The 23,256-nt window shown below is 50.7% G+C and carries 19 protein-coding genes; 15 read left to right on the top strand and 4 right to left on the bottom strand.

The window, feature by feature from the left end:
- The first annotated feature begins 362 nt into the window (after positions 1-362).
- Positions 363-770 (top strand): adenosylmethionine decarboxylase, encoded by a 408-nt coding sequence (gene speD / locus I8U18_RS10700; protein WP_198055836.1) that lies wholly within the window; start codon positions 363-365, stop codon positions 768-770.
- Between the two features lie 141 nt (positions 771-911).
- On the opposite strand, the gene ptsP is transcribed toward speD, so the two are convergent.
- From ptsP to I8U18_RS10680, 4 genes are all read right to left on the bottom strand, one after another.
- Entirely contained in the window at positions 912-2,618 is a 1,707-nt protein-coding gene (ptsP, locus tag I8U18_RS10695; protein ID WP_033100042.1) for a phosphoenolpyruvate--protein phosphotransferase, read from the bottom strand.
- Between the two features lie 15 nt (positions 2,619-2,633).
- Entirely contained in the window at positions 2,634-2,897 is a 264-nt protein-coding gene (locus I8U18_RS10690; RefSeq protein WP_033100043.1) for an HPr family phosphocarrier protein, read from the bottom strand.
- A 114-nt stretch (positions 2,898-3,011) separates the two neighbouring features.
- Positions 3,012-3,329 carry a PTS sugar transporter subunit IIB gene (locus I8U18_RS10685; RefSeq protein WP_198055839.1) on the bottom strand — a complete coding sequence of 106 codons (318 nt, stop codon included), beginning with the start codon at positions 3,327-3,329 and terminating at the stop codon, positions 3,012-3,014.
- 344 nt (positions 3,330-3,673) lie between these two features.
- Entirely contained in the window at positions 3,674-5,899 is a 2,226-nt protein-coding gene (locus I8U18_RS10680; RefSeq protein ID WP_198055840.1) for a sigma 54-interacting transcriptional regulator, read from the bottom strand.
- Between the two features lie 321 nt (positions 5,900-6,220).
- Here I8U18_RS10680 and I8U18_RS10675 point away from each other — a divergent pair, with 321 nt between their 5' ends.
- The 14 genes from I8U18_RS10675 (at position 6,221) to I8U18_RS10610 (ending at position 23,157) form a co-directional block, all read left to right on the top strand.
- Positions 6,221-7,720 (top strand): carboxypeptidase M32, encoded by a 1,500-nt coding sequence (locus tag I8U18_RS10675; RefSeq protein WP_198064753.1) that lies wholly within the window; start codon positions 6,221-6,223, stop codon positions 7,718-7,720.
- 272 nt (positions 7,721-7,992) lie between these two features.
- Entirely contained in the window at positions 7,993-8,658 is a 666-nt protein-coding gene (locus tag I8U18_RS10670; protein ID WP_198064752.1) for an LPXTG cell wall anchor domain-containing protein, read from the top strand.
- Positions 8,659-9,187: 529 nt separating this feature from the next.
- On the top strand, positions 9,188-9,826 hold the full coding sequence (locus I8U18_RS10665) for a VC0807 family protein (RefSeq protein WP_198055843.1): 639 nt from the start codon (positions 9,188-9,190) through the stop codon (positions 9,824-9,826).
- A gap of 217 nt (positions 9,827-10,043) precedes the next feature.
- On the top strand, positions 10,044-11,417 hold the full coding sequence (locus I8U18_RS10660) for a homoserine dehydrogenase (protein ID WP_052154048.1): 1,374 nt from the start codon (positions 10,044-10,046) through the stop codon (positions 11,415-11,417).
- A 483-nt stretch (positions 11,418-11,900) separates the two neighbouring features.
- Positions 11,901-13,253: an adenosylmethionine--8-amino-7-oxononanoate transaminase gene (gene bioA, locus I8U18_RS10655; RefSeq protein ID WP_232336365.1), complete on the top strand. Its 1,353-nt coding sequence runs from the start codon at positions 11,901-11,903 to the stop codon at positions 13,251-13,253.
- Positions 13,250-13,963, top strand: a complete 714-nt coding sequence (bioD, locus tag I8U18_RS10650; RefSeq protein WP_198064751.1) for a dethiobiotin synthase — start codon at positions 13,250-13,252, stop codon at positions 13,961-13,963. The genes bioA and bioD overlap by 4 nt, the downstream gene beginning before the upstream one ends.
- Before the next feature lie 5 nt (positions 13,964-13,968).
- Positions 13,969-14,955: a biotin synthase BioB gene (bioB, locus tag I8U18_RS10645; RefSeq protein ID WP_033100050.1), complete on the top strand. Its 987-nt coding sequence runs from the start codon at positions 13,969-13,971 to the stop codon at positions 14,953-14,955.
- Positions 14,952-16,124: an 8-amino-7-oxononanoate synthase gene (bioF, locus tag I8U18_RS10640; RefSeq protein WP_198055845.1), complete on the top strand. Its 1,173-nt coding sequence runs from the start codon at positions 14,952-14,954 to the stop codon at positions 16,122-16,124. Before bioB ends, bioF begins: the two co-directional genes overlap by 4 nt.
- 199 nt (positions 16,125-16,323) lie before the next feature.
- Positions 16,324-17,031, top strand: a complete 708-nt coding sequence (locus I8U18_RS10635; RefSeq protein ID WP_198064750.1) for a sporulation protein — start codon at positions 16,324-16,326, stop codon at positions 17,029-17,031.
- 257 nt (positions 17,032-17,288) lie between these two features.
- A complete protein-coding gene (locus tag I8U18_RS10630) occupies positions 17,289-18,122 on the top strand; it encodes a methyltransferase domain-containing protein (RefSeq protein WP_198059086.1) in 834 nt (277 codons plus the stop codon).
- 662 nt (positions 18,123-18,784) lie between these two features.
- A complete protein-coding gene (locus tag I8U18_RS10625) occupies positions 18,785-19,165 on the top strand; it encodes a hypothetical protein (protein WP_033100055.1) in 381 nt (126 codons plus the stop codon).
- A gap of 167 nt (positions 19,166-19,332) precedes the next feature.
- Positions 19,333-20,487, top strand: a complete 1,155-nt coding sequence (locus tag I8U18_RS10620) for a hypothetical protein (RefSeq protein ID WP_198064749.1) — start codon at positions 19,333-19,335, stop codon at positions 20,485-20,487.
- A 59-nt stretch (positions 20,488-20,546) separates the two neighbouring features.
- Positions 20,547-20,699: a hypothetical protein gene (locus I8U18_RS10615; RefSeq protein WP_160173815.1), complete on the top strand. Its 153-nt coding sequence runs from the start codon at positions 20,547-20,549 to the stop codon at positions 20,697-20,699.
- A gap of 58 nt (positions 20,700-20,757) precedes the next feature.
- Complete coding sequence (locus I8U18_RS10610; RefSeq protein WP_033100058.1) at positions 20,758-23,157, top strand: 3-hydroxyacyl-CoA dehydrogenase/enoyl-CoA hydratase family protein; 2,400 nt, start codon at positions 20,758-20,760, stop codon at positions 23,155-23,157.
- Positions 23,158-23,256: the final 99 nt, after the last annotated feature.

The raw sequence follows: 23,256 nt of genomic DNA, 5'->3' as shown, positions 1-23,256 counted from the left end.
TTGCAATATTCTACATATAGAGAAGAAAAACCTTCTAATAACATTCGCTTTTTGTAATATTTCGTGACACTGACCCTCCCAAGTGTTCCGCTTTACCGGAGAAAAAGGCGTAAAATCAACTTTTGCTCATTCAACTGAATTTTTAAAAATCTTCACGTTTCTTTCGGAAATTGGGGTAAAATAACTATTGCAGACATAAAAAGATTATGTTAAGTTAATCATTGTGACATTGAGCTAGTAGGATCCAGGATTCACTTAAAGGGTTGGGACCTCACTGGACTAACCTTCCCCCGTGGTGAACAAGCAGATCCTAGCGGAATTTGGCTCACACCAACTTTTTGCTAGGAAGGGGGCCGAAAGAGATGGAATTTTCTACTTTCGGAAGGCATGTAGCCATGGACGCATGGGGCGTTGAGTTCGATCTTCTCAATGACGTAAAGTTTTTGGAACAACGTTTAAAAGAGGCGGCAAGTGCTTGCGGGGCGACGATTTTATCTGTTCAATCCCATCAATTCGACCCACAGGGGGCCACGGTGCTGGTCATGTTGTCTGAGAGCCACCTGACCATTCACACCTATCCGGAAAAAGGCTTCGCCGCGCTTGATTGTTACACCTGCGGACATACCGTAGATCCCATGATTGCCATTGAGTACATGCTCGATGTCCTTAAACCGACCCAGGCATTTACCAAAATGCTGCGGAGAGGTACGGGACCCATTGAGGTCGTCCAACCGGGAATCGAGCTTAAAAAAGAAGAAGTGACCGTTTAGTGATACAACGACGAAAATGGAAAGAGTACGGATTTATTTATGATTGTTAGTGAAAAAGGAACCTGGGAGTACTAAGGTTCCTTTTTTATTTCAGTCAAAAAAAGATCCCGGGTTTTAGCGGAAAGCCCGGGATCTTTTTTATTAACCTTTTTTCGCCAGGTTTCGCACCTGATCGCCATCTTCCAGCAGAATGGCCTGTTCAGCCAGTTTTTTCGCTTCAGCAGTGTCGGTGCTCCGAACTTGCTGTTTCACTTCCGGGATCGTGCTGGCGCTCATCGACAATTCAGCCAGACCCAGTCCGATGAGAAGTTCCGTCATACTCGGGTCGCCGGCCAGTTCGCCGCACATTCCCACAAGAATATTTGCTTTTGCTGCGGCATCGCAGGTCATTTTCACCAGACGGAGAACGGCCGGATGAGCCGCATCGTACAGATGGGCCACCTGTTCGTTGCCGCGGTCTGCCGCCAGGGTATACTGAGTCAGATCGTTGGTTCCGATACTCATGAAGTCGACCTCTTTGGCCAGGAGATCGGCGGCGATGGCAGCTGCAGGGATTTCCACCATGATTCCCACCGGAATCTTGTCTGCCACCTGCACTCCTTCGCTGATCAGTTCCTCGCGGCATTCATTGAGGAGAGCTTTGGCCTGACGGATTTCCGAGCAGTTTTCGATCATGGGGAACATGATCCAGAGATTTCCGTGAACGCTGGCTCTCAGCAAAGCGCGCAATTGCGTTTTGAACAGATCCGGGTTGGCCAGGCAGAAACGGATGGCCCGGTGGCCCAGGAAAGGATTTTCCTCTTTCGGCAATTTGGCGTAGGGAAGCTCTTTGTCTCCGCCGATATCCAACGTGCGAATCACAACGGGCCGCTCGCCGAAGGAAGACAGTACTTTCGCATAGGCTTGGTATTGCTCTTCCTCTGTCGGCCAGTGGTCATTTTCCAGGTAAAGAAATTCGGTGCGGAACAAGCCGACGCCCTCGGCGTGATTTTTCAGGGCAATCTCAATATCGCTGAGGCTGCCGATGTTGGCGAAAACCTGAATCCGTTTTCCGTCGGCCGTTTTTGCTTCCGCTTTTGCCTCTTTTAACGCCAGAGCGCGCGCTTTTTCCTGCTGTTCAATCTGCGTGCGCACCCGGTTGATCACATCCTGGTCGGGATTGATCTGAATCGTGCCTTTGTCCCCGTCGACGACGATGGTATCCCCGTCTTTGATTTGTTCGATCTTGGATCCCAGACCGAGTACAGCCGGAATTCCCAGCGTCCGGGCCATGATGGCGGCGTGGGCCGTTTTGCTTCCTTTGGCCGTCACCATGCCGGCGACCCCTTCCGGGAACTGGGCGGTGTCCGAAGGAGTCAGCTCCTCAGCGATGACCACGCTTCCCGGGGTCAGCAAAGAAGGATCAAACGGCTGTTTTCCGAGCAGGATCAAAAGCAACCGTGAACCCACGTCGCGAATGTCATCTGCGCGCGCTTTCATATATTCGTCATCCAAAGAAGCCATGAGTGCACCCATTTCTTCGGTAACATCCTGGCACACGGCTTCGGCATTTTTCTTTTGATTTTCAATACGGTTTTTCATTTCGCCGGTAAAGGCCGGGTCATCCAAAAAAGCGAAATGAGCATCAAATACGGCCGCCTCTTCTTCGCCCATCCGCTCCGCGGCGATTTCGCGCAGTTTTTCAATTTGTTCTTTTGCCTGCGCGATCGCTTGGTCTAATTTCTCGATTTCAGATTTTGGATCAGTGATGGTTCGGGAAGGAGCGACCGGCTTTTCCTTGCGCCACCAGACGGCTTGGCCCAACTTAAGGCCTGGAGCCGCTCCAACTCCTTGTAACGTTTGGCTCAACGCAAATCCCCCTTTTTAGGCTTCGGAAAGTTGTTCCAGGAAAGCGGCAATGTGGTTGACGGCAGCTTCTGCGTCTTCCCCTTCAGCGCGGACGGTAATCTGGTCATTCTGTTTCGCGGCAAGGGACATTACGCCGAGCAGGCTTTTTGCGTCAACTTCTTTTCCGTTTTTCACGAGCTTGATCGCACTTTTAAAGTTGCTGGCTTCTTTTACGAGAAGGGCTGCGGGGCGAGCGTGAAGTCCGCTTGGGTTGTTAATGGTAATCGTTTTTTCTGACATCGGGCATTTTCCTTTCTGTTTTGGGTTTCTATACCATTGTGTGAAGAATGATCACCAATAGGGTTCTCTTGATCTGCCTGCAAAAAGTGAATCCGGTTGAGTCTGGGTAATCGCTTACCTTTTGATTAGTGTTAACACTTGATCCAAAACTTTTTCGCCGCTCATGGTGGCAAATGCCACAGGATCGACCATTGCCAGCGGTATGCCTTCTTCGTCGGCGATCTTCGCCATTTCCGTTTTGAGGTGACTGATCTGCGGCTCGTAGAGGACGACATCTGCCCTGGACAATTGTTCTGCCCACCGGAGGGCGGAAGTTGATTCCGCGATCAGTTCCAATCCGCGTTTTCGAGCGGCTTCATTTATTTTTCGGCACAGCGCTCCGGAGCTCGCTCCCAGGCTGCACACGATCATTAACCGAATGGCGTGATTCATTTTGCTCCTCTGCCTTCTCTGACATCCATATCTTAACCCGAATGGCTCTTTCGAGATTCTTCGCAGGCCAAGAGAAATCCGAGAAAATATCATGCAAGATTTATGCCAAATGAAAAGAAGCCGATCATAAGCGGCAAACAAAAAAGTGTGTAAACAGGATTTTGCACACTTCAGTTTGTTGATGAAATCCCGAAACAGAAGTCTGTCGCGGATGGGTGCCTTCTCTTTGCTTCCGGTTCCTTCGTGCAAAGCCGCTGCGGAAAAGAACCAATTCCTTTCTGCTTGAGTTTGCCGTTACCCTAAGTGTGCAAATAAGGTATTCACTCTTTGCACGCGAACAGCGTCTAAGAAGTGGTGGAAAGGCGGGCCATTTCGCTTGCGGCCGATGGTGGATAGCGCACGTGCAGAGCGGTAGATAGGGCGGATAAAAATTGCTCCCACAGCTTGATCCGGTCCGGTGGAAGATCGGTTTGCAGCACCCCCGCGGATTTCTCCATCCGTCTGTTCGCCAGCTGTACGGCCAGCAGCTGATCCGTGTAGATGCCCAGGTGCATCCAGATACCGATTTCCCGTTCGGGTTCCCAGCTGAAAACACGCCGGAAGGTGTCAGCTTTGGTCTGGATCAATTGGACGAATTGTTTTGGATTGAAGTGAATGACCGTTTCGGACAAGCCTTGCTCGATGAGTGCGGGAATCTCCGACGGACGCAGGGTCAAGCCGTTTTCGGCAGTCATCCGGGAACGGCTGGCGGCGAGAATGGCTCGCAAGCGTTCAAAGCCTTGTTTTTGATAAAGTTCCCAGGCTGGAATATATGGAACACCGTCCAACTCCGGTGGAACGGTTCCTGCGACGGCAATCAGCCGAAACTCTCTTTGCAGGAGATCCAGCTTCTCTGATGTGCGCGTTTGCGGATCGATCTGAACTGAACGGATCTCCACATCCTGATCTTCTGCGGGAAGATGGTCTTCCAGCCATGATTGCAAGGCGACAGCTGCTCCCTCGCCGGTCAGGCAGACCGTGGCGATCAGTCTTTTCGGCTGCTCCTGCTCCTCTGGCCGTTGATTTAATGAGAGAAAAAGAGAAATCAGCTTGATCTCTTCGGGTGGCAGCCGGAGCGAGTGCTCCCGCTCGAGAAGCATGGCGATTTTTTGGGCCAAATGCTCATAGACGGATTCTGTTTCAACCTGTTCGAGTTCGTTCCGCGCGATGCGGGTACTGCCTGGATTGGACCGCCAAGCCTGGATGTGCAGGGCGATCGCGTAGAGCTGTTCATCGGAAATTCCTCCGATTTCGTTGGCGCCTCCCTCTTCCAGGGCCCGGGTCAGAACGCGGATGATCGCAGGGTCGACGGGCCGGCTTTCCTGTTGAAAGGACAGGCTGCGGACATAGCGATTCACCGTTTCCTGCAGTTGCTCCGCAAGTTCGGCAGGTGAAGCCTTTTTTTTAAGCAGGGACTCTTTCGTTACGGTGAGCTTCCGGTAAATATTTCCGGAAATTCCCTCCTGTCCGTCATTTCCTCCGGCAATCGCGTTTTTGACGGCAGAAGTAACCGGTCTTTGCGGCTGGAGATAGGTGGGCAGATCATGAAAATCGATGGTCACCTTCTTTTTACCGTCCGTTTCGAGGTTGCGCAAAAATGCGCGCGCACATGCGATTTGGATATCGCTTTTCAGCTGTCCGATATTGCCGGGACAGTCATATTGCAAAAGGAAGGAACGGCACCGGGCGGTGATGCTGAGGGGAACCCCCATCTGTTTGGCTTCGGCCTCCAGAAAGTGCTCAAGCAGTTGCTCACGAACCTCCCGCGGCCTTTTCCGCAAGGGTAAAATTTCCAGTCGGACGGGGAAGCGGCGCAGCAGAGTGGGAAGAAGGGCTTTTTCCGGAGCTTCCGTTGTTGCTCCGATCAGCCGGATATCGGCTTTGCGCTCAACGCCCGTTTCTCCCAGACGGCGATAAAACCCTTGATCGATCAAGTGGAAAAGCATTTCTTGTCCGGATGGAGGGAGACGATGGATTTCATCCAAAAACAAGATGCCGCCATTGGCCCGTTCCACAAGGCCAAACTTGTTCTCATCGGCGCCGGTGAATGCCCCTTTTTTGACTCCGAAGAGTTGGGCCAGCAAAAGCTCGGGGTTTTGTGCATATTCCGCGCAGTTAAAAGCGATAAATGGCGTTTTTTTCGATAAAAATTCCTTTTCTATGGCCGTTTCCACCAATTTTTGCGCCAAATGCGTCTTTCCCACCCCGGTCTCCCCGGTAAACAGGATCGGCAAACCATGTGGCGGATATAAAAGTGCGGCCATCGCTTCCTGCAAAAGTTCAGATTCCCCTGTGCAGGATTTGCGGCGCTGTGGTCCGCCGGCATCGGTATATGGTTCGAGCGGAAAATACCGAACAGGCCGTCCCGCCTTCTTCTGCGCCCGTCCGGTTTTCACCAGTTCGTTCAGATAACGGCTGACGGTAGAGCGATCCAATTGCAGCGCTTCGGCCAATTCCTGCGAAGTCACTCCGTTTCCTTCTTCTTGATAACGGGTTTGTAATGTTTGTTCAATCCAATCGATTTTTTTCATCTGTAACCGTTCCTCGCCCAAGATTCTTCTATTCCTTATCATACACACTTTGCACACTCGTTGTCGATAGAAGGAAAAATACGGATTATCCTTGGGGGATTTCGTTGAAAAAAGAAAGGATTTCGGAGCGAACGTGAATGGAAAAAACAGATCGTTCACAGAAACGAAATATTTCGGATCCGAAGTGCACCACACAAGAGGTGGTTAAATCTCAATATTGCCCCTCTCAACGATGCGTTGAACTGAAAAAGACATGAAAGTCTTTTGGGAAATCCGTTACAATGGGTTTAGGAAGGATATTGATACTCTGGGGTGGATGTAATGGAAAAGAAAATGGAAGAGCTGAGGAAGCGTTTGCGGGAAATCTATGATCTGGATTCGGTAATCGCTCTTTTGAATTGGGACCAAAATACATACATGCCGGAAGCGGCCGGAGATGCACGGGGCAGCCAGCTGGCCGTGATTGCCCGGATTCGGCATGACAGGATGGTTGACCCGGGCCTGGGCAGGTTGCTGGAAGAGTTGACTCCCTACGAACAGGAGTTGCCTTATGATGCCGATGATGCGGCTTTAATCCGTGTGGCCAAACGGCATTTTGTGACGGAATCCAAGGTCCCGGCCGATTTCGTTTCCCGTTTCTACCAGCATGTTTCGCAGACCTATGCCGCCTGGGTGGAGGCGCGGAAAGAAGATGATTTTTCCAAAGTTGAGCCTTACCTGGAAAAAACGCTGGAATTCAGCCGGGAGTATGCCTCGTTTTTCCCCGGTCACCAGCACCCGGCTGATCCGTTGATCGATCGATCTGATTATGGCATGAAAGCGGAAGAGATTCGCCGGCTGTTTGCAGAACTTCGCAGCCGCCTGGTTCCGTTGGTCGAGCAGGTCACATCGCTCCCGCCCACTGACCGTTCCTGTTTGACCAAGTTTTATCCGAAGGAACAGCAACTCGCCTTTGGAAAAAAGGTGATCAAAAAGCTCGGTTTTGATTTCAAGCGCGGTCGGCAGGATTTGTCCCCTCATCCCTTCATGATCCGTTTTGCCGATGGGGATGTGCGGATCACCACCCGGGTGAATGAACATGATTTGAGTGAGGCGCTGTTCAGCACCATTCACGAAACGGGCCATGCATTGTATGAACTGGGAATCAGTTCATGTTATGAAGGAACCCCGCTGCATACGGGAACGTCATCCGGTGTGCATGAAAGTCAGTCCCGCCTGTGGGAAAATATCGTCGGTCGCAGCCGTACCTTCTGGACTTATTTTTATCCCCGGCTGCAAGCGGAGTTTAAGGAACAGCTGGCCGGAGTGTCGCTGGATGAGTTTTACCGGGCAATTAACCATGTGAAGCGCTCCCTGATCCGGACGGAGGCCGATGAGCTAACCTACAACCTGCATGTGATCATCCGGTTTGACCTGGAGTTGGCCCTGCTGGAAGGCAGCTTGAGCGTCAAGGACCTCCCTGAAGCATGGCGGAGCCGTTATCAGTCCGATCTCGGGGTGGCTCCACAGAGCGATCAAAATGGCGTGCTGCAGGACATCCATTGGTATGCCGACTTTATCGGCGGCATGTTTCAGGGGTATACGCTCGGCAATATTTTGAGTGCCCAATTTTATCAGGCAGCCCTCAAAGCGCATCCCACGATCCCGGAAGAGATGGAGAGGGGAGAGTTTTCAACGTTGCGGGGGTGGCTGACTGAAAACATTTACCAATACGGCAGCAAATATACTGCAGCTGAAATTGTGAAAAAAGCGACGGGAACTGATTTGACGATTGAGCCGTATCTGGACTACCTGACTCAGAAATATACGGCATTAAATTGAGCGGCGGGAAAATTCGCTGTTTTTTCCATCAAAGAGTATACGACACTTTAGCAGTAAAAAAAGGTTTTCCTCTTCGGCAGGGGAAAGCCTTTTTTTATTTGCGAAGATCCGAAAGACAGGCAATGGTGCTTTGCTATATTTTTGCAGCGATTCCTGTTAAATGGATAACATAAAAAATTTATAAAATGGATTTATATTTTTAAAATAGACATATTTTTTATACGCTAAATTCTCATCTCTCTTACGAATCTATTATTGCGGAGGTGATTTTCATGTTAAAAAAATATGTTTCAGGTTTAGCTGCTGGTTTTTTGGTTTTGGGAGTTCCTGCCATGGCTTTGGCATGCAACTGGGGCGCAAAGGCGGAAGGTGATTGCAATCAGATTTCTTTGAGCGTAGCAGTTGAGCGGGGAAAATCGGAAGCAGCCGGTACCTATGACTTGTATTGGTCGAAAGAGGGAAACCCGAAAAAAGGGGAGATTATCGAACATGGTGAGATCCCCGCTTTGAAAAAAGGGGAAACCCATCAAGTTGTTTACGATCTTGATAAAAACAAAAATGGTCATGAAGGGAACTACGCTTTTTACCTGAAAGAGCCAAATGGTTCCATTTGGAGCAATCCGGTTAAGGTTACCGGATGCAGCCAAGCCGAGCAACCGGCTCAGCCGGAACAACCGAATAAACCGGAGCAACCGGCTCAGCCAGAACAACCGAATAAGCCAGAGCAACCTGCTCAACCGGAGCAACCCAATAAACCAGAGCAACCGGCTCAACCGGAGCAACCAACTAAGCCGGAGCAGCCTGCTCAGCCAGGGCAACCGGCCAAGGGCGGACAACTGCCAAAAACGGCTACTAGCTATCCGCTTGCTATTGCCTGGAGCGGTGCATTGTTGGCAACCGGCCTGGGAATCCTCGTTTTCCGCAAACGCCATGCATAGGTGATTTTTTTCGGCGAAAGTGATTCAACGGGTGGGGTGTCTCCCTGATCTCTCGATGTTCTCATTGGGAGGCGGGGAGGCACCTCACCCGATTTTGTTGTGCTTGGAAAGCAAGGATGTTGCCTCGATTTCGGAATGGTCCGCCCTGTCCGGATGAACCAATTCCCAACACCTCGTGATCCCGTTTTCCATTTAATCTGATCAGCAAGGGAACGGATGAGCATATAACCTTTGCTGATTTTTTTATCCAGTCTTCCGTAAGCGAAAAATTGTACTGTTTTGTTTGTAGTTAATCAATTTGTAAGATAAACTATTTATTATAGAAACTAAATTTTCTGTCCGAATCCAGATCAGTCGGGGAACCGGATACCGGATTGGAACGGAGTATTCGATGCCAAGTCACTGCCGCTTTCATGGGAGATGTCCGGCACCGTGGTTACAAAGTTTCCTTTCGATTGGCATGATAATCAGGCTGACCGTACACAGCCAGACCGTTTATTATCTTCCGGACAGTAGAAAGGATTTTCAAATGAATAGAAATGAAAAGTTAAAGATGATCGTCTTGACTCTGTTTGTTGATGTCGCTTTGCCTTCCGTGGTTTATTTTATTCTGCGACAATTTGGCATGTCCGATGTGCTGGCATTAGCCTTCGGCAGCGGGGTTTCCGTTATCCGGATTATTCTCGAATTTGTGCGCAACCGGAAAATAGATGCTCTGGCTTTCTTGATGTTTCTCTTTTTCCTGGTCGGAATTGCCACTTCGTTTTTTACGGGCAATGCGCGGTTCATGATTGCGAAGGACTCTCTCTTTACAGGGATTTTCGCCTTGGTGATGATCGCATCTGCATTTGTCGGCCGGCGTCCGTTGATTTTTTATTTGGGACGTCAATTTGCCGGCAGTGAAAGCTTTGAGCAGAAGTGGAATGAGTTGGAGCGGTTTCGCCATAACCTGCGGGTGATGACAGTGGTGTGGGGAATCGGGTACCTCATCGAAGCGATCGTACGAGTCATAGTTGTGTTCACGCTGTCCATAAGTATGTCGGTATTGGTTTCTCCGTTGCTGTTGGCCTTCACCACACTGGTGCTGATCGTTTGGACCCGCCTCTTTGTGCGGCATGCCCGTTCCAAGGGAAAGAAAACCCATGACACGAAAGAGGAGCTGTCGTGAAAAAGATGGCGCTCATCCCGGGGCAGGACGCGGGATCGGTTCAGATGCCGTCCGAATTGCCAGGGGAATGGGATTGGGCATGTTATGAGACGGTTTCTTCTGTCTGAATTATTTGAAACCGGCAAAATTGGTGGAAAAAAGTGTTGAAATCCTCTGTCCGGTTCGCTATACTGTCTCCAACAAAGAAACAAATGTATTTGTGGAAGGGACAGAAGAGATGAGGAATGAGAGAGAAGAGAGAAAAGTAAAAGTCGGTTTGTTGGGGTTGGGCACTGTCGGAACGGGTGTGGCGCGGATTATTGCCGGCCATCAGGAAGAACTTCGCAACCAGACAAGCTCACAAATCGAAATCGCGAAGGTATTGGTGCGGGAACCGGAGAAAAAGCGACAGATCGAATTGGACAGAAATCTGATCACCACCAGGGCGGATGACTTGTTAATGGATCCGGAAATCGACGTCATTGTCGAGGTGATGGGAGGAATCCATCCGACCAAGCAATACCTGCTCAAAGCCCTGGAGCAGGGGAAACATGTGGTGACTGCCAATAAGGATTTGATGGCGCTTCATGGGGCGGAGATCTTGCACAAGGCGAGGGAAATGAATTGCGATGTTTATTATGAAGCAAGTGTAGCCGGGGGCATCCCGATTTTGCGTGCGCTGATGGACAGCTTCTCTTCAGATCGCGTCACCCGCATCATGGGAATTGTAAACGGAACGACCAATTACATCCTTTCAAAGATGAGCCGCGAAGGAGCCGGTTATGAAGAAGTTTTGAAGGAAGCGCAAGCTTTGGGGTATGCGGAGGCGGACCCTTCCTCCGATGTCGGGGGACTTGATGCCGCGCGTAAAATGGTTATCTTGTCGACCCTGGGTTTTCATTCCCCGGTCAGTCTGGAAGATGTTGATGTGCAAGGGATTGAGTCGGTCAGCCGGGAAGATATCGCCTATGCGAAAAAAATGGGCTATGAGATGAAGCTTTTGGGTGTGGCCGCCCATGATCAGGATGGAATCGAGATTTGTGTACAGCCGGCTCTCGTCGCCCGCTCCCATCCCCTCGCATCTGTGCATGGTGTGTTCAATGCTGTCTATGTATACGGGGAAGCGGTGGGGGAGACCATGTTTTACGGACCAGGGGCGGGTGAGCTGCCCACAGCCACTTCCGTCGTCTCGGATCTGGTCTCGGTCGTGAAAAATATGAATCTGGGTGTAAACGGGCGAAGCGTCGTCAAACCCTATCGGGAGAAAAAGCTGAAAGGGGATGCACAGAAGCGCTTTAAAACCTTTTTGCGCCTGATTGCGGCCGATGAATGCGGCGTGTTGGCGCAAATCACCCGGCTGATGTCCGATTACAACATCTCGCTGGAGCAGGTGCTGCAACAGCCGAGAACCAATCAGAAAGAAGCGGAAATCGTCCTAGTTACCCATCATGTGAGCAAACAGGATTTGGATCAGGTGCTCGCCCGTTTGAAAGAAATGGACGTGATTCGAACCGTCAAAAGCTGTTATCGCGTGGAAGACGGGGAGATGCCTCAGGCAAAACCGGATCGGAAGGAAGAGGGAAACGAGCTGATCATGGCTGTCAACGGGTAAAAGTATATGGCCTTTTTCCTCAATTTGAGGGAAAAGGCCATTTTTTAATAGGCAATATTCTGATGCAGGTGATAAAAGGGATCTCCAAGTTGCGTTTAATTCATTTTGTTTGCATTCTCCCCGGGTTACCGGGGGATGTTTCGATGATTTAGTTTAGAAGCCGAATCCTCCACCAACAAAGACAAAGATGGTTGCGATGACAAGGAGGAAGATTAACAGCCTTCTCCAGCCGAAACCAAAACCGCCACAACTACCGAAACAACTGAAGCCCATTTTTTCACCTCCCGCTCAAGGTTCTCTATATCCTATTGACTCAGGGATAAAAAGGTATGTGCATTCTCCTATTTCCGGTCAAAGATGGGCTGTGGTTGTTTCATTTCATCAGGGTAAATCCGGGTATTCTGCCGGATGGCCGGTATGTTATACTTTGATTGTAAACCTTAAAAAAATATAGGTTTACAAATAAGGAGGGAGGGGTTTTGCTTGGCCGGATTCTCCTATCAAGAGTTATTGGAGAAGAATCGACTTTATTTGTGGAATCCGTTTACCCAGATGAAAGAGTATCTCCAGGATGAACCGCTGATCATCGAGCGGGCGGACGGGGTGAAGCTGTACGATGTGCAGGGTCGGGAATATTATGACGGCAATGCCTCCGTCTGGTTGAATGTACATGGTCACAACCATCCGGCGCTGAATGAAGCGATTAAGGTGCAGTTGGAAAAAGTGGCGCACAGCACGCTGTTGGGAATGGGGAACATTCCGGCCATCCTGTTGGCGGAGCGATTGGTGAAGATTACTCCGACCCGGCTGCAAAAAGTATTTTATTCTGACAGCGGGGCGGAGGCAGTGGAAATCGGGTTGAAAATGGCGTTCCAGTACTGGAAAAACCGCGGATTCCCGGAGAAAAACACGTTTCTCTCCATGAAAAACGGTTATCACGGGGATACTGTCGGCGCTGTCAGTGTCGGGGGGATGGATCTGTTCCATGCCACCTTTGATCGCTTGCTCTTTTCCACAATTAAGCTTCCTTACCCCTATCCTTACCGGTTTGATGGGACAGCTGAAGAATGCAAGCAAGCCTGTTTGCATGAATTGGAGTCGGTCTTGAAGAGCCAGGGAGAACGTATTGCCGGCCTGATTGTGGAGCCGATGGTTCAGGGAGCCGGCGGGATGATCATGATGCCCCCGGGCTATTTGTCAGAAGTGGAAAAGATGTGCCGCCAATATGATGTTTTATTGTTGGCCGATGAAGTGGCGACGGGATTTGGACGTACCGGCAAAATGTTTGCCTGTGAGCATGAAGGCGTACAACCGGACATTATGATGGTCGGGAAAAAATTGACTGGGGGTTATTTGCCGGTTGCCGCAACACTTACTTCAGATGAAGTGTATGATGCCTTTTTCGCGGACCACAGTGAAGCGAAAACCTTCTTCCACGGTCATTCCTATACGGGAAATCAGCTTGGCTGTGCGGTAGCGCTTGCCAACCTGGATTTGTATGAGCGGGAGCATCTGTTGGATCATGTGCAGGAAGCGAGCCGATGCCTTGCTGATCATCTGGAAGCGCTGAAAGATTTGCCGGCTGTCGGCGAAGTGCGTCAGCTGGGAATGATGGTGGGCATTGAACTGGTAAAAGAGAAAGAGACCAAAGAGCCCTATCCGTTTGCCGAAGCCATCGGAGCGAAGGTATGCCGCAAGGCTCGGGAACTGGGACTGGTGACACGGCCGCTGGATCACGTGGTTACACTGATGCCGCCGCTGGCCACTCCGCTTCCCGACTTGCAAGCGATGGTGTCCATCCTGCATGAGGCGATTCGCGAGGTGACGGCCAAGTGAGCGGAAACGGGCTTTTTATCACGGCGACCGGAACCGGAATCGGAAAGACGATGGTAACTGCCGGCCTGGCTTTGGCCTTGGCAGATCAGGGGATTGATGTCGGCGTAATGAAACCGGTGCAGAGCGGAGGAGAGCCGGACGACCCCGGGAGCGACGGCATGCGCCTGAAAGCATGGACGGGTGTCACTGACCGCTTGCAGGAGATTGTGGTTTACAACTTTTCCTTGCCGGTGGCTCCCGGACTGGCAGCGGAACTGGCCGGAGAGGAGATCGAAGTTGACAGGATTCTTGCCGCTTTGAAGAAGTTGCAGCAAAAGCATGAAGTGATTCTTGTCGAAGGTGCCGGCGGCTGGGTGGTACCTCTGGGAAAGGAATGGACAATGGCTGACCTCGCGGTGCAAATCGGGTGGCCGGTGTTGATTGTCGCCCATCCGCAGCTTGGCACCATCAATCATACAGCGTTGACGGCGAGCGCCATCCGGCAGCGGGGATTGCGGATCGCAGGGGTTGTTTTAAATGGTCTCAAGCCGGGTGTGGATGACCCGAGCATTCCGCATAATCCGCGTTTGATTGAACGGTTTGCCGGTGTTCACGTCTGGGGGACCGTTCCGTGGATTGAAGGGGGACTGACTGCAACGAAAATTAAAAAGGTGTTTCTTCAGCATGTCGACATAAAAAAATGGATTTCAACCTTAAAAACAGGAGGCTGAGCAGTATGGGGAAATCGCGATGGGAAACTCTGGCTGATCGGGCGCTCGCCGGAGAACGGTTGTCAATGGAAGAGGGATTGTCTGTGCTGGATGCGCCCGATGACGAGCTGTTGCCGCTTTTGCAGGCGGCGTTTCGGGTGCGGAAAGCTTATTTTGGCAAGAAAGTAAAGCTGAATATGATCATCAATGCGAAAAGCGGTTTGTGTCCCGAGGACTGCGGCTATTGCTCCCAATCAATTGTTTCGCAGGCGCCGGTCGAGAAATATACGCTGCTCAAAAAAGATGTCCTGGTCGCCGGGGCCAGAGAGGCACTGAGCCGCAAGGCCGGAACCTATTGTATCGTGGCCAGCGGTCGCGGACCGACGGAGAAGGAACTGGATGAAGTGGTTGAAGCAGTAAAGGTGATTAAAGAGGAGTTAAACATGAAAATCTGCGCCTGCCTGGGAATTTTGACGGAAAGCCAGGCCAAACGGTTAAAGGAAGCAGGGGTTGACCGTTACAATCACAATTTGAACACGAGCAGGGAACATTACGGGCGGATCACGACCACTCATACATACGATGACCGTGTGCAAACGGTGGAAGCGGCCAAAAAAGCGGGTCTGTCCCCTTGTTCAGGGTGTATCATCGGTATGGGAGAGACGCGTGAACAAGTGGTGGAGATGGCTTATGAGCTGCGCAATTTGGATGCTGATTCCATCCCCGTCAATTTTCTCAATGCGATTCCCGGAACCCCGCTGGAGGGTTTGAAAGAATTGAACCCGCGCTACTGTTTGAAAGTGCTTGCCCTGTTCCGGTTTGTCTGTCCGACGAAGGAGATTCGCGTCTCAGGGGGGAGAGAAGTGAATTTGCGCCAATTGCAGCCTCTGGCCTTATACCCGGCCAACTCCATTTTTGTGGGGGATTATCTGACGACGGAAGGACAGGCGTCTTCATTGGATCATCAAATGATACGCGATCTCGGTTTTGAGATTGAAGTGGAGACGGCATGAGTTCACTCTGGAACCGTACGATCCGGGAAGAATTGCAGGCCCTTTCCGCAGATCACCTGAACCGGCATTTGATTCCGACAGCGGATGCGCACCGCCCCGTTTTGCACAGAAAAGGGAAGAGGCTGGTCAATTTTTCCTCCAACAACTACCTCGGTCTGGCCGGGCATCCCCGCATGATTCAGGCGATGCGTGAAGCGGCGGAAAAAGGAAGCGGTGCCGGTTCCTCGCGTCTGATTATCGGGCATAGCGAGGAGGCGGAGGCGCTGGAACAGGAATTGGCTGCTTTTAAAGGAACAGAGTCCGCTGTCCTGTTTCCCAATGGTTATATGGCCAATGCAGGATTGCTCTCCGCCTTTCTCAAGCCGTCGGATGCCGTTTTCAGCGATCAGTGGAATCATGCCAGCATTGTGGATGGCATCCGCATGAGCAAAGCACGAAAATACATTTACCGGCATTTGGATCCGGATCATCTGGAGAGTCTGCTGAAAACGGCGGATCAGCAGGGAGCCGGACGGAAACTAATTGTGACGGATACTGTTTTCAGCATGGATGGCGATGTCGCCCCGCTGAGAGATCTGGTGGAGCTGAAAAAACGTTATGATGCCGCCCTGGTGGTGGATGATGCGCATGGCGGGGGCGTGTTCGGAGACGAGGGAAAAGGGATGGCGCATGAATTGGGGGTTGACCGGGAAATTGATCTTTACATGGGCACCTTCAGCAAAGCTTTTGGCGTATACGGGGCGTATGTGGCGGGGAAACGCGACTGGATTCGCTATCTGATCAATAAATGTCGTCCCTTCATCTATACCACCGCCTTGCCACCGGTCATTATTGCGGGCATTCGTGCTTCATTGAGATTGGTGCGTGATGCAGACCGGTTGCGCCGGGAATTGCGGCAAAAAAGCGGCTGGTTTCGCCGGCAGCTGACCGGTTTGGGGCTCGATGTGGCTGGTTCGGCCACGCAGATCATTCCCGTTGTGGTCGGGGAAAATGAACAGGCGCTTCTTTTCAGTCACCGGCTTCAGGAGCAGGGAGTCCTGTCTGTCGCGATTCGCCCGCCCACTGTTCCTGCCGGAACCGCCCGCCTGCGTTTCTCCTTGATGGCCAACCATCGGGAGGAAGATTTAAGACAGGCGATCGAGGCAATCAAGTTGTGTTGTTTTGCCTGATCGGACAAACTCAATCGTCCGGTGAGATTCGGAATTTTGGAATATCCCCTGAAAACAAAAAACGAAACGCTTGCGAGAGAGGGAAGTATGTTTGCGGATCTGGAATGAAATCAGTTATTTGAAACGGGATTCTGTGATACGATATATGGGCTATCAATTTTCCAACTGATTTATTCCAGCGACTGAAAGGATGAGCCTCGTGATCAAAAATTTTCTGGCTTCCCTTGGCTTTGGAGCGGCCCAGGTCGATTTGGTGCTGGACCGGGAGAACTTGACGATGGGAGAACCGGTGACGGGAAAGATCGTCCTCAAGGGGGGTGAAGTAAAACAAGTCATGGAAGGGCTGAGGGTGCATTTTTGCCTTGCATCTGCCTATCCGAGCGGAGGACAGCGGGTTGATGTCAATGAAGTGGTGGCAAAGATCACCGTATTTGAAGAAGATGTGGTGATCAAGCCGGAGGAATTAAGAGAATACCCCTTTGAATTTGTCTGTCCCCGCCACCTCCCCGTTTCTTCCGTGAATACGCGCTTTTTCTTCCAAACGGATCTGGAAATCAAAAGCGGTGTCGATGCTGAAGATCGCGATATAGTCGATGTCTATGCTTCGGGGCTTCAGGGCCATTTCCTTGATGGATTTGCCCGTCTGGGATTTAAACATCATAATGAGGCTTATACGGGAAAGGAAAAGGACGGTTTCCAAATCATTCACTTCCGGCCCACTTCCTGGCTTTCCGGTGAGATCGAAACTGTGGGGATCAAGTACCAGCCGGCCGCTGTTGACCATTGGATCAGCGGTACATATGAATTAAAGGGCAAAGAAGGCAGATTTCATTTCTCCGCCGAGGAATTGGCCACGCTGGAACACGCCGCCGAAACGTTGCGCCAGTTTTTCCAGCGCAAACTATAAAGCATTTTCGGGATAAAAAAGATTTTTTGTGCAAAAGGTGCATTGCTGGTCAGGCCGTGGTGCCCCACGCATGATCTTCCCCGTTTTGAATGGCGGTCAGCGGGGCGCCACGACCCTCTGATTTCACTTCGCTTTCATTTTCAGCTTGTACCCGCAAATCATGATCATTTTTATTGAACCAGGGCAGGAGTTTGATTACTGATTGGAGAAAAAAAGGCCGTGATAAAATAAGTACGTGATATGGAGGGCGAAAGGGCTTGAAAATCAATAAAAAACAATTCATTCGCCAGATGAACCGAACTATTTCATATGACGAATTCCTGGTTGTTTACAAAAGGATGGCCCATCGCCTTCTGTTCAGTTTAAAAGATCGGGTGTTTGATCCGGGCCGCATCCTGGATCTCGGTTGCGGGACAGGCTATTTTACCGAATTGTTGCTTGAATATTTCCCCCGGGCAGAGCTGGTTGCGCTCGATTTGTCCCCCCGGCGAATCGAGATGGCTCGGGAACGGGTTGCTTCTGCACGCGTTCAGTTTGTTGCGGCTGATGTGGAAGAAGATGATCTTTCCGGTCTCGGTATGTTTGACCTGGTTATCACCAATCTGATGGGTCACTGGCTGCAAGCTCCGGAAAGGGTGCTGGCAAAAGTGAGAGAGATGCTGAACGGAGAAGGCTGGTACGGCATGACCGTTTTTGGCCCCGAAACGTGTCAGGAGCTGCAGGCGACGTTCAGGCAAGTGGAGCTTGAATGGGAGTTGCCCCCGCAAAGGCATTTTCTCCCGTTTCGCACTGCGGAGGAATGGGTGCAGTTGCTTGACGGGGCCGGTTTGTCGGATGTGACACCGGAAGAGTGCTGGCAGCGGATCGAATACGAAGATTGCCGCACCTTGCTGGAGCGGATCAAAGCTGCCGGGGAAAGTTACAGCGAAAGCAAACAAAATTTTATTTTGCAGCGAAATGTGCTGACGGAAGTGATGAGGCGGTATAATCGGGCGTATCGCTCGAAATCGGGAATTTATGCGACTTTTCATATCCTCACGCTTTGGGGAAAAAAACGGGATCAAAGAAAATGTTCTTTCACTTATAAATAGTAATAAGAAGGATGAAGGACTCAATCGGGTTTGGTGTAAATATCGGGCTGAAGGGGAAGGATCTGCAAACGAATGGAGTGGCAAAAAATCCTGACATTCCTGCAATCGAGTGATTCAGGAAGACGAAAAGCAAGCGTCGCGGTGAATTTAACCGTTATTGCTGAATAAACGAACTTTCTCCCAATCAAAACATGTGTTAAAATCTGAATGTTACCAAATGAAGATGAATACATAGGAAGGAAATCCATTGCCTCAAAGGAACAATGGATTTTTTCTGTTTCCCTTGCCCGGAATCGATCATCTTGTCAAACACAACCAGGGAATAAATGTATCACCAATTCGGGAGGGTAACAGTACCCGGCGACCGCCCTGGAACACATTTTCACGGAAGACACAAGCGGATTTTGGGTATTTTTAGCGAATTTTGTCAGTTCCTTTGAAGGAAGGGGGATCGGGACAAAGAATAATAACATGGACAAGGCATTTTGATGAATCGTGAAATCAAGGATGAAAGCGGGAAATCCCATTGTCCGGGAAGGGCTCTTTCCCTACCGCGTTTGGAGCTGGTCGGGTAATGGAATGAGGAATCTTCAATCGCATGCAAATTGAGTACTGCTTTTTCATTTGCCTACTTATCGGTGGTGTAGCAACGGGGGGATCACATGGCCTATCTTTTACTTCTGATTGCGACCTATATCTTTATGTCGATCAACCGTCGGTTGTTAGGGATTCCCGGCTTTTTCTATTATTCCAGCGTTCGCCCGATAGTAGGGATCTATTTTCGGGACAAATTGCTGAAGGTGGAGGAAGTATATTATTGGGAATTAGCTGAAACATTGGGAGATCGGGCCCAGTTAGCAATTCTTCCGGCATATTTTGTCGCGTTTGATCTGCTGTCTTTTTTGGAGATCTGGCAAAAATGGCTTGTTTTTTTGTTCCTTAATTATCTTTGGTGGGTTGTTTTTGCGGCATATCTGGTGAAGGGATTTATTCCGCAGACGCCGGCGTTGCGTCCCCGGACCACCCGGACGCCACATGCATAACCTCAACGCAAAATCGGATTTTCATTAATTGTGGAAGTGCTCACCGGCACTTCTTTTTTTGGAATCATTTCCCTTAAACAGGTTTCATTTAATCATTAAGTAGAATAACATGGTATAATAAATATAATATATAAAATATTCTGAATAAAAATCGAGGAGGCGGATCGATGAAATGGAAACTGGCCGGATGGTTCTTTGCTGTGTTGATGCTCCTTTGCTGTTTGGTTTTGGGCAGTTGGCCTCCGGTACTGGCTGAGACACGGCCAGCCGGGATCAAAGTGACGATTGCCGGTTCAAAGCCGGGCCCGGGGGTCGTGGTTCGCTCCGAACTGACTAATGTCGGGCAAGATGCTGAAATAAACGGAACTTGGACGTATGTCATTGACGGTGTTGGCAAACAGACAGTGTCGACTTGCCAGGGGATCAGCTGTGAAGCGGTGTTTAACCAACATTTATTTACCGTGGGCAAAAAATATGTGGCAAAGGTGACCTTTGATGCTGCCGGCCCGGGTGACGTGCCGAAACATGCCGAAGCGGAACAGCCTTTTGCCGCTCCTCCGCCCTATGGACAAAGACAAAGTTATCCGATCCGCTGCAGTGTGGCGTATGATTTGGCTGCAGAGCGCTTTTACCTCTATGCCCGGCTGGACGTGCCAAACGGGTTAAATGTGGAAGGAAGTTGGACTTATGTTGATCTTGTCACCAAAGAGGCCTTTCGTTATGCCGCCGATCGCGATGTGGCATTTGCCAAAATCGGCAATCAGCCGGGCAGGGTGAAATCGACCGTTCAATTTGACGGGATCATCGGACCGGGCCATTATCTCTTGCAGGCCTCATGTCCTTTTACCCGCGAAGGGATTAAGGCGGCTGTTTCTCCTGACAATGATGCAATCAGAGTGACCGGAAGACTGCTCTACGGGAATTCGGCCAAAGGAGACTGGTTGTTTACCCTGGTTGACAGCAAAGGGAAACCGGCCGCTTCTGCGCTGGTATCCCGTCAGAGTACACCGGAAGTATCCTATGTTTTTCACGATCTCGCCCCGGGGCAGTATAAGGCTTTGATTCGTTTTGCAGGAACGGTTGACGGAAAGAAACGGATTTTAAAGGACTCGCTTGGCTTCCAGGCCGGGCAAAGCCCATCGCCGAACCCGGAGCCGGATGATCCCGGAATGACAGAACCCGATGATACGGTTACTCCCCCTGCTGCTTCTCCAGTGTCTCCCGACCCGTTTTTCAATGCCCAAGTGCGCCTTCTCATCGCTCTCGCAGTGGCGATTGTCGTCGGTGTCGTGGTCTGGGTGTGGGTATACAAGAAATTATGAACGTCCGGTACTCCGGAGTTGAGATTGAATTTGCAATTGTGTAAAAGAGACAAAAAAGTATGAAGCAACCCCTTGACGAAGAGAGAAAACAGAGAAATAATATTATTGAAATTAATTTCAAACAAAATAAAATTTCTGATGTTGTAAACATTTTTCTCCAAAATAAGCCGATCCGCCCAGGAGAGGTTTTTTTCTCACCTTTTTATGAATGACTATTCATTCAGATGAACAGGAATGGCTGGGTGTAAACCGCAGAGAGGAGGAGCTCGATTGAAACGAATAAAAAAAGCTGCCGTGCTGGGCGCCGGGGTGATGGGTGCAGCCATCGCCGGACATCTGGCCAATGTGGGGATTCCGACATTGCTTCTCGATATCGTTCCCCGCGATTTGACCGAGGAGGAGAAGGCCAAAGGGCTGACGCTGGGAGACCGGGTGGTTCGCAACCGGTTGGCGCAAAAGGGAAAAGAGCGATTGTTTAAGGAAAAGCCTTCACCATTGTATACAAAGGAAGCGGCAGACCTGATCCAGGTGGGCAATCTGGAGGATGACTTTGATTCCTTGAAGGATGTGGACTGGATTATTGAGGTCGTGGTGGAAAATCTGAAAATCAAACAAGATTTGTTCGCCCGCATAGAAAGCGTTTGGAAACCGGGTACGGTGGTCAGCTCCAATACATCCGGGATTTCTATCAACAAGATGGTGGAAGGCCGGTCGGAAGCGTTCCGAAAACATTTTCTCGGCACCCATTTCTTCAACCCGCCGCGCTATATGAAATTATTGGAGATCATCCCCAACGAGCTGACTGACGTCAACATCCTGCGGGAGATGAAGGCATTTGCCGAAGAGGTGCTCGGGAAAGGGGTTGTAATCTGCAAAGACACGCCAAACTTTATCGCCAACCGGATCGGCACGTATGGTTTGCAGGTTACGCTAAAAGCGATGGAAGAGCTGGGACTGGGACCTGATGAAGTGGACGATGTAACAGGGCGTGCCATGGGTCGACCCAAGAGTGCAACTTTCCGCACACTGGATTTGGTCGGATTGGATACCTTTGTCCATGTGGCTGACAACGTGCGTGAAAATGTGACGAACCCGGAAGAACAAGAAGCATTCCAAGTCTCCCCGCTGCTGGTGAAAATGGTGGAAAACAAATGGCTGGGCGAGAAGACAGGACAGGGATTCTACAAGCGAGTCAAGACGGAAAAAGGGAAAGAGATTCTCGTCCTGGACCCGGCGACGCTCGATTATCGCCCGCGCAAAAAATTGAAAGCGCGTTCACTAGAGCAGGCGAAGCGGGGAAAAACGCAAGCCGAAAAGTTACGGGCGCTGGTTTATGCCAATGATCCTGCCGGCAAATTGGCCTGGATTATTACGAAAAAAGCGCTCCTTTATACGGCTGAGCACCTGGAGGAGATCGCCGACGATATCGTGAGCGTGGATCGGGCGATGCGCTGGGGATTCAACTGGGATTTGGGGCCGTTTGAACTCTGGGATGCCATCGGGGTTGAAAAATCGGTGGCGCGCATGCGGGAAGAAGGGGAGACGATTCCGCCGCTGGTAGAAAAATTGCTCGCCTCCGGAGCGACTTCCTTCTACCAGACGGAAGAGGGTCGCGTCCAATCTTTCAACATCGGCGGCAAGTTTGGTGATGTCGATGAAAGCGAAAAGGTGATCTCTCTCTCCCGTCTCAAAGAGCAGGGCAAAAAGATTGCCGGCAACAAGGGGGCGAGTCTGATCGATATCGGCGATGATATCGCCTGCCTGGAATTCCACTCGCCCAAACAGGCGATCGGGGCTGATATCATCAGCATGATTAGGAAAGCGGTTAAAGAAGTGAGCGCCAATTACCGCGGTTTGGTGATCAGTGCTGAAGCTCCGAACTTCTGCGTAGGTGCAAACCTGATGCTGATGCTGATGGAGGCGCAAGATTACAACTGGCCGGAAATCGATCTGATGGTGCGCCAGTTCCAGGATGCGATGGGTTCCCTCCGGTATCTGGATCGCCCCGTGGTGGCCGCTCCCTATGGAATGACCTTGGGCGGAGGTGTCGAGGTGTGCATGCCCTGTGACAGGATACAGGCTGCTGCCGAGACCTATATGGGTCTGGTGGAAGTCGGGGTAGGATTGATCCCGGGAGGAGGCGGCAACAAGGAAATGCTACTCCGCTGGACCGAAGGGATTGACCCCGGTGACCGCGTCGCGTTGCAGCCGTTGGTAAACCACGTTTTTGAGACGATCGCGCAAGCCAAAGTGTCCACGAGCGGGCCTGATGCCCAAAAATACAAATACCTGCGACCTTATGACGGAATCACCATCAATCGCGACCACTTGCTTTACGAGGCCAAACAGGTGGCACTGGGGCTGTATAAAGCCGGCTACAAAGCGCCGAAACCGCGCAAAATCCCAGTTGTCGGTGAAACGGGTTACAATGTGTTGCGACTCGGTGCGTACGGTTTCCTGAAATCCGGCTATATCACGGAGCACGATTACAAAATCGCCGGCAAACTGGCTTATGTCTTGGCCGGGGGTGCGGTTCCGGAAGGAACGCTCGTCAGCGAGCAATACCTGTTGGATCTGGAACGGGAAGCGTTTTTGAGCCTGATCGGTGAACCAAAAACACAGGCGCGGATGCAATACATGCTTGCCAAAGGAAAACCGCTCCGCAACTGACCGGAGAAAAATCCATATCCTGTAAACCTCTGACCGACCATTGGGAACGCAGGGAGGGTGGGTACCACAACCTGGCCTGCAACAGCAACGCATTATCAC

The sequence above is a fragment of the Thermoactinomyces sp. CICC 10522 genome, from assembly GCF_016055075.1.
Classification (GTDB): Bacteria; Bacillota; Bacilli; order Thermoactinomycetales; family Thermoactinomycetaceae; genus Thermoactinomyces_A; species Thermoactinomyces_A daqus.
Note: the sequence above shows the minus strand (reverse complement) of the source record. Positions and strands in the feature narration are given on the sequence as shown.

Coding starts and splice junctions, on each gene's coding strand:
- speD (WP_198055836.1), top strand. CDS start 363: ATGGAATTTTCTACTTTCGGAAGGCATGTAGCCATGGACGCATGGGGC.
- I8U18_RS10690 (WP_033100043.1), bottom strand. CDS start 2,897: ATGTCAGAAAAAACGATTACCATTAACAACCCAAGCGGACTTCACGCT.
- I8U18_RS10685 (WP_198055839.1), bottom strand. CDS start 3,329: ATGAATCACGCCATTCGGTTAATGATCGTGTGCAGCCTGGGAGCGAGC.
- I8U18_RS10680 (WP_198055840.1), bottom strand. CDS start 5,899: ATGAAAAAAATCGATTGGATTGAACAAACATTACAAACCCGTTATCAA.
- I8U18_RS10675 (WP_198064753.1), top strand. CDS start 6,221: ATGGAAAAGAAAATGGAAGAGCTGAGGAAGCGTTTGCGGGAAATCTAT.
- I8U18_RS10670 (WP_198064752.1), top strand. CDS start 7,993: ATGTTAAAAAAATATGTTTCAGGTTTAGCTGCTGGTTTTTTGGTTTTG.
- I8U18_RS10665 (WP_198055843.1), top strand. CDS start 9,188: ATGAATAGAAATGAAAAGTTAAAGATGATCGTCTTGACTCTGTTTGTT.
- I8U18_RS10660 (WP_052154048.1), top strand. CDS start 10,044: ATGAGGAATGAGAGAGAAGAGAGAAAAGTAAAAGTCGGTTTGTTGGGG.
- bioB (WP_033100050.1), top strand. CDS start 13,969: ATGGGGAAATCGCGATGGGAAACTCTGGCTGATCGGGCGCTCGCCGGA.
- bioF (WP_198055845.1), top strand. CDS start 14,952: ATGAGTTCACTCTGGAACCGTACGATCCGGGAAGAATTGCAGGCCCTT.
- I8U18_RS10625 (WP_033100055.1), top strand. CDS start 18,785: ATGGCCTATCTTTTACTTCTGATTGCGACCTATATCTTTATGTCGATC.
- I8U18_RS10620 (WP_198064749.1), top strand. CDS start 19,333: ATGAAATGGAAACTGGCCGGATGGTTCTTTGCTGTGTTGATGCTCCTT.
- I8U18_RS10615 (WP_160173815.1), top strand. CDS start 20,547: ATGAAGCAACCCCTTGACGAAGAGAGAAAACAGAGAAATAATATTATT.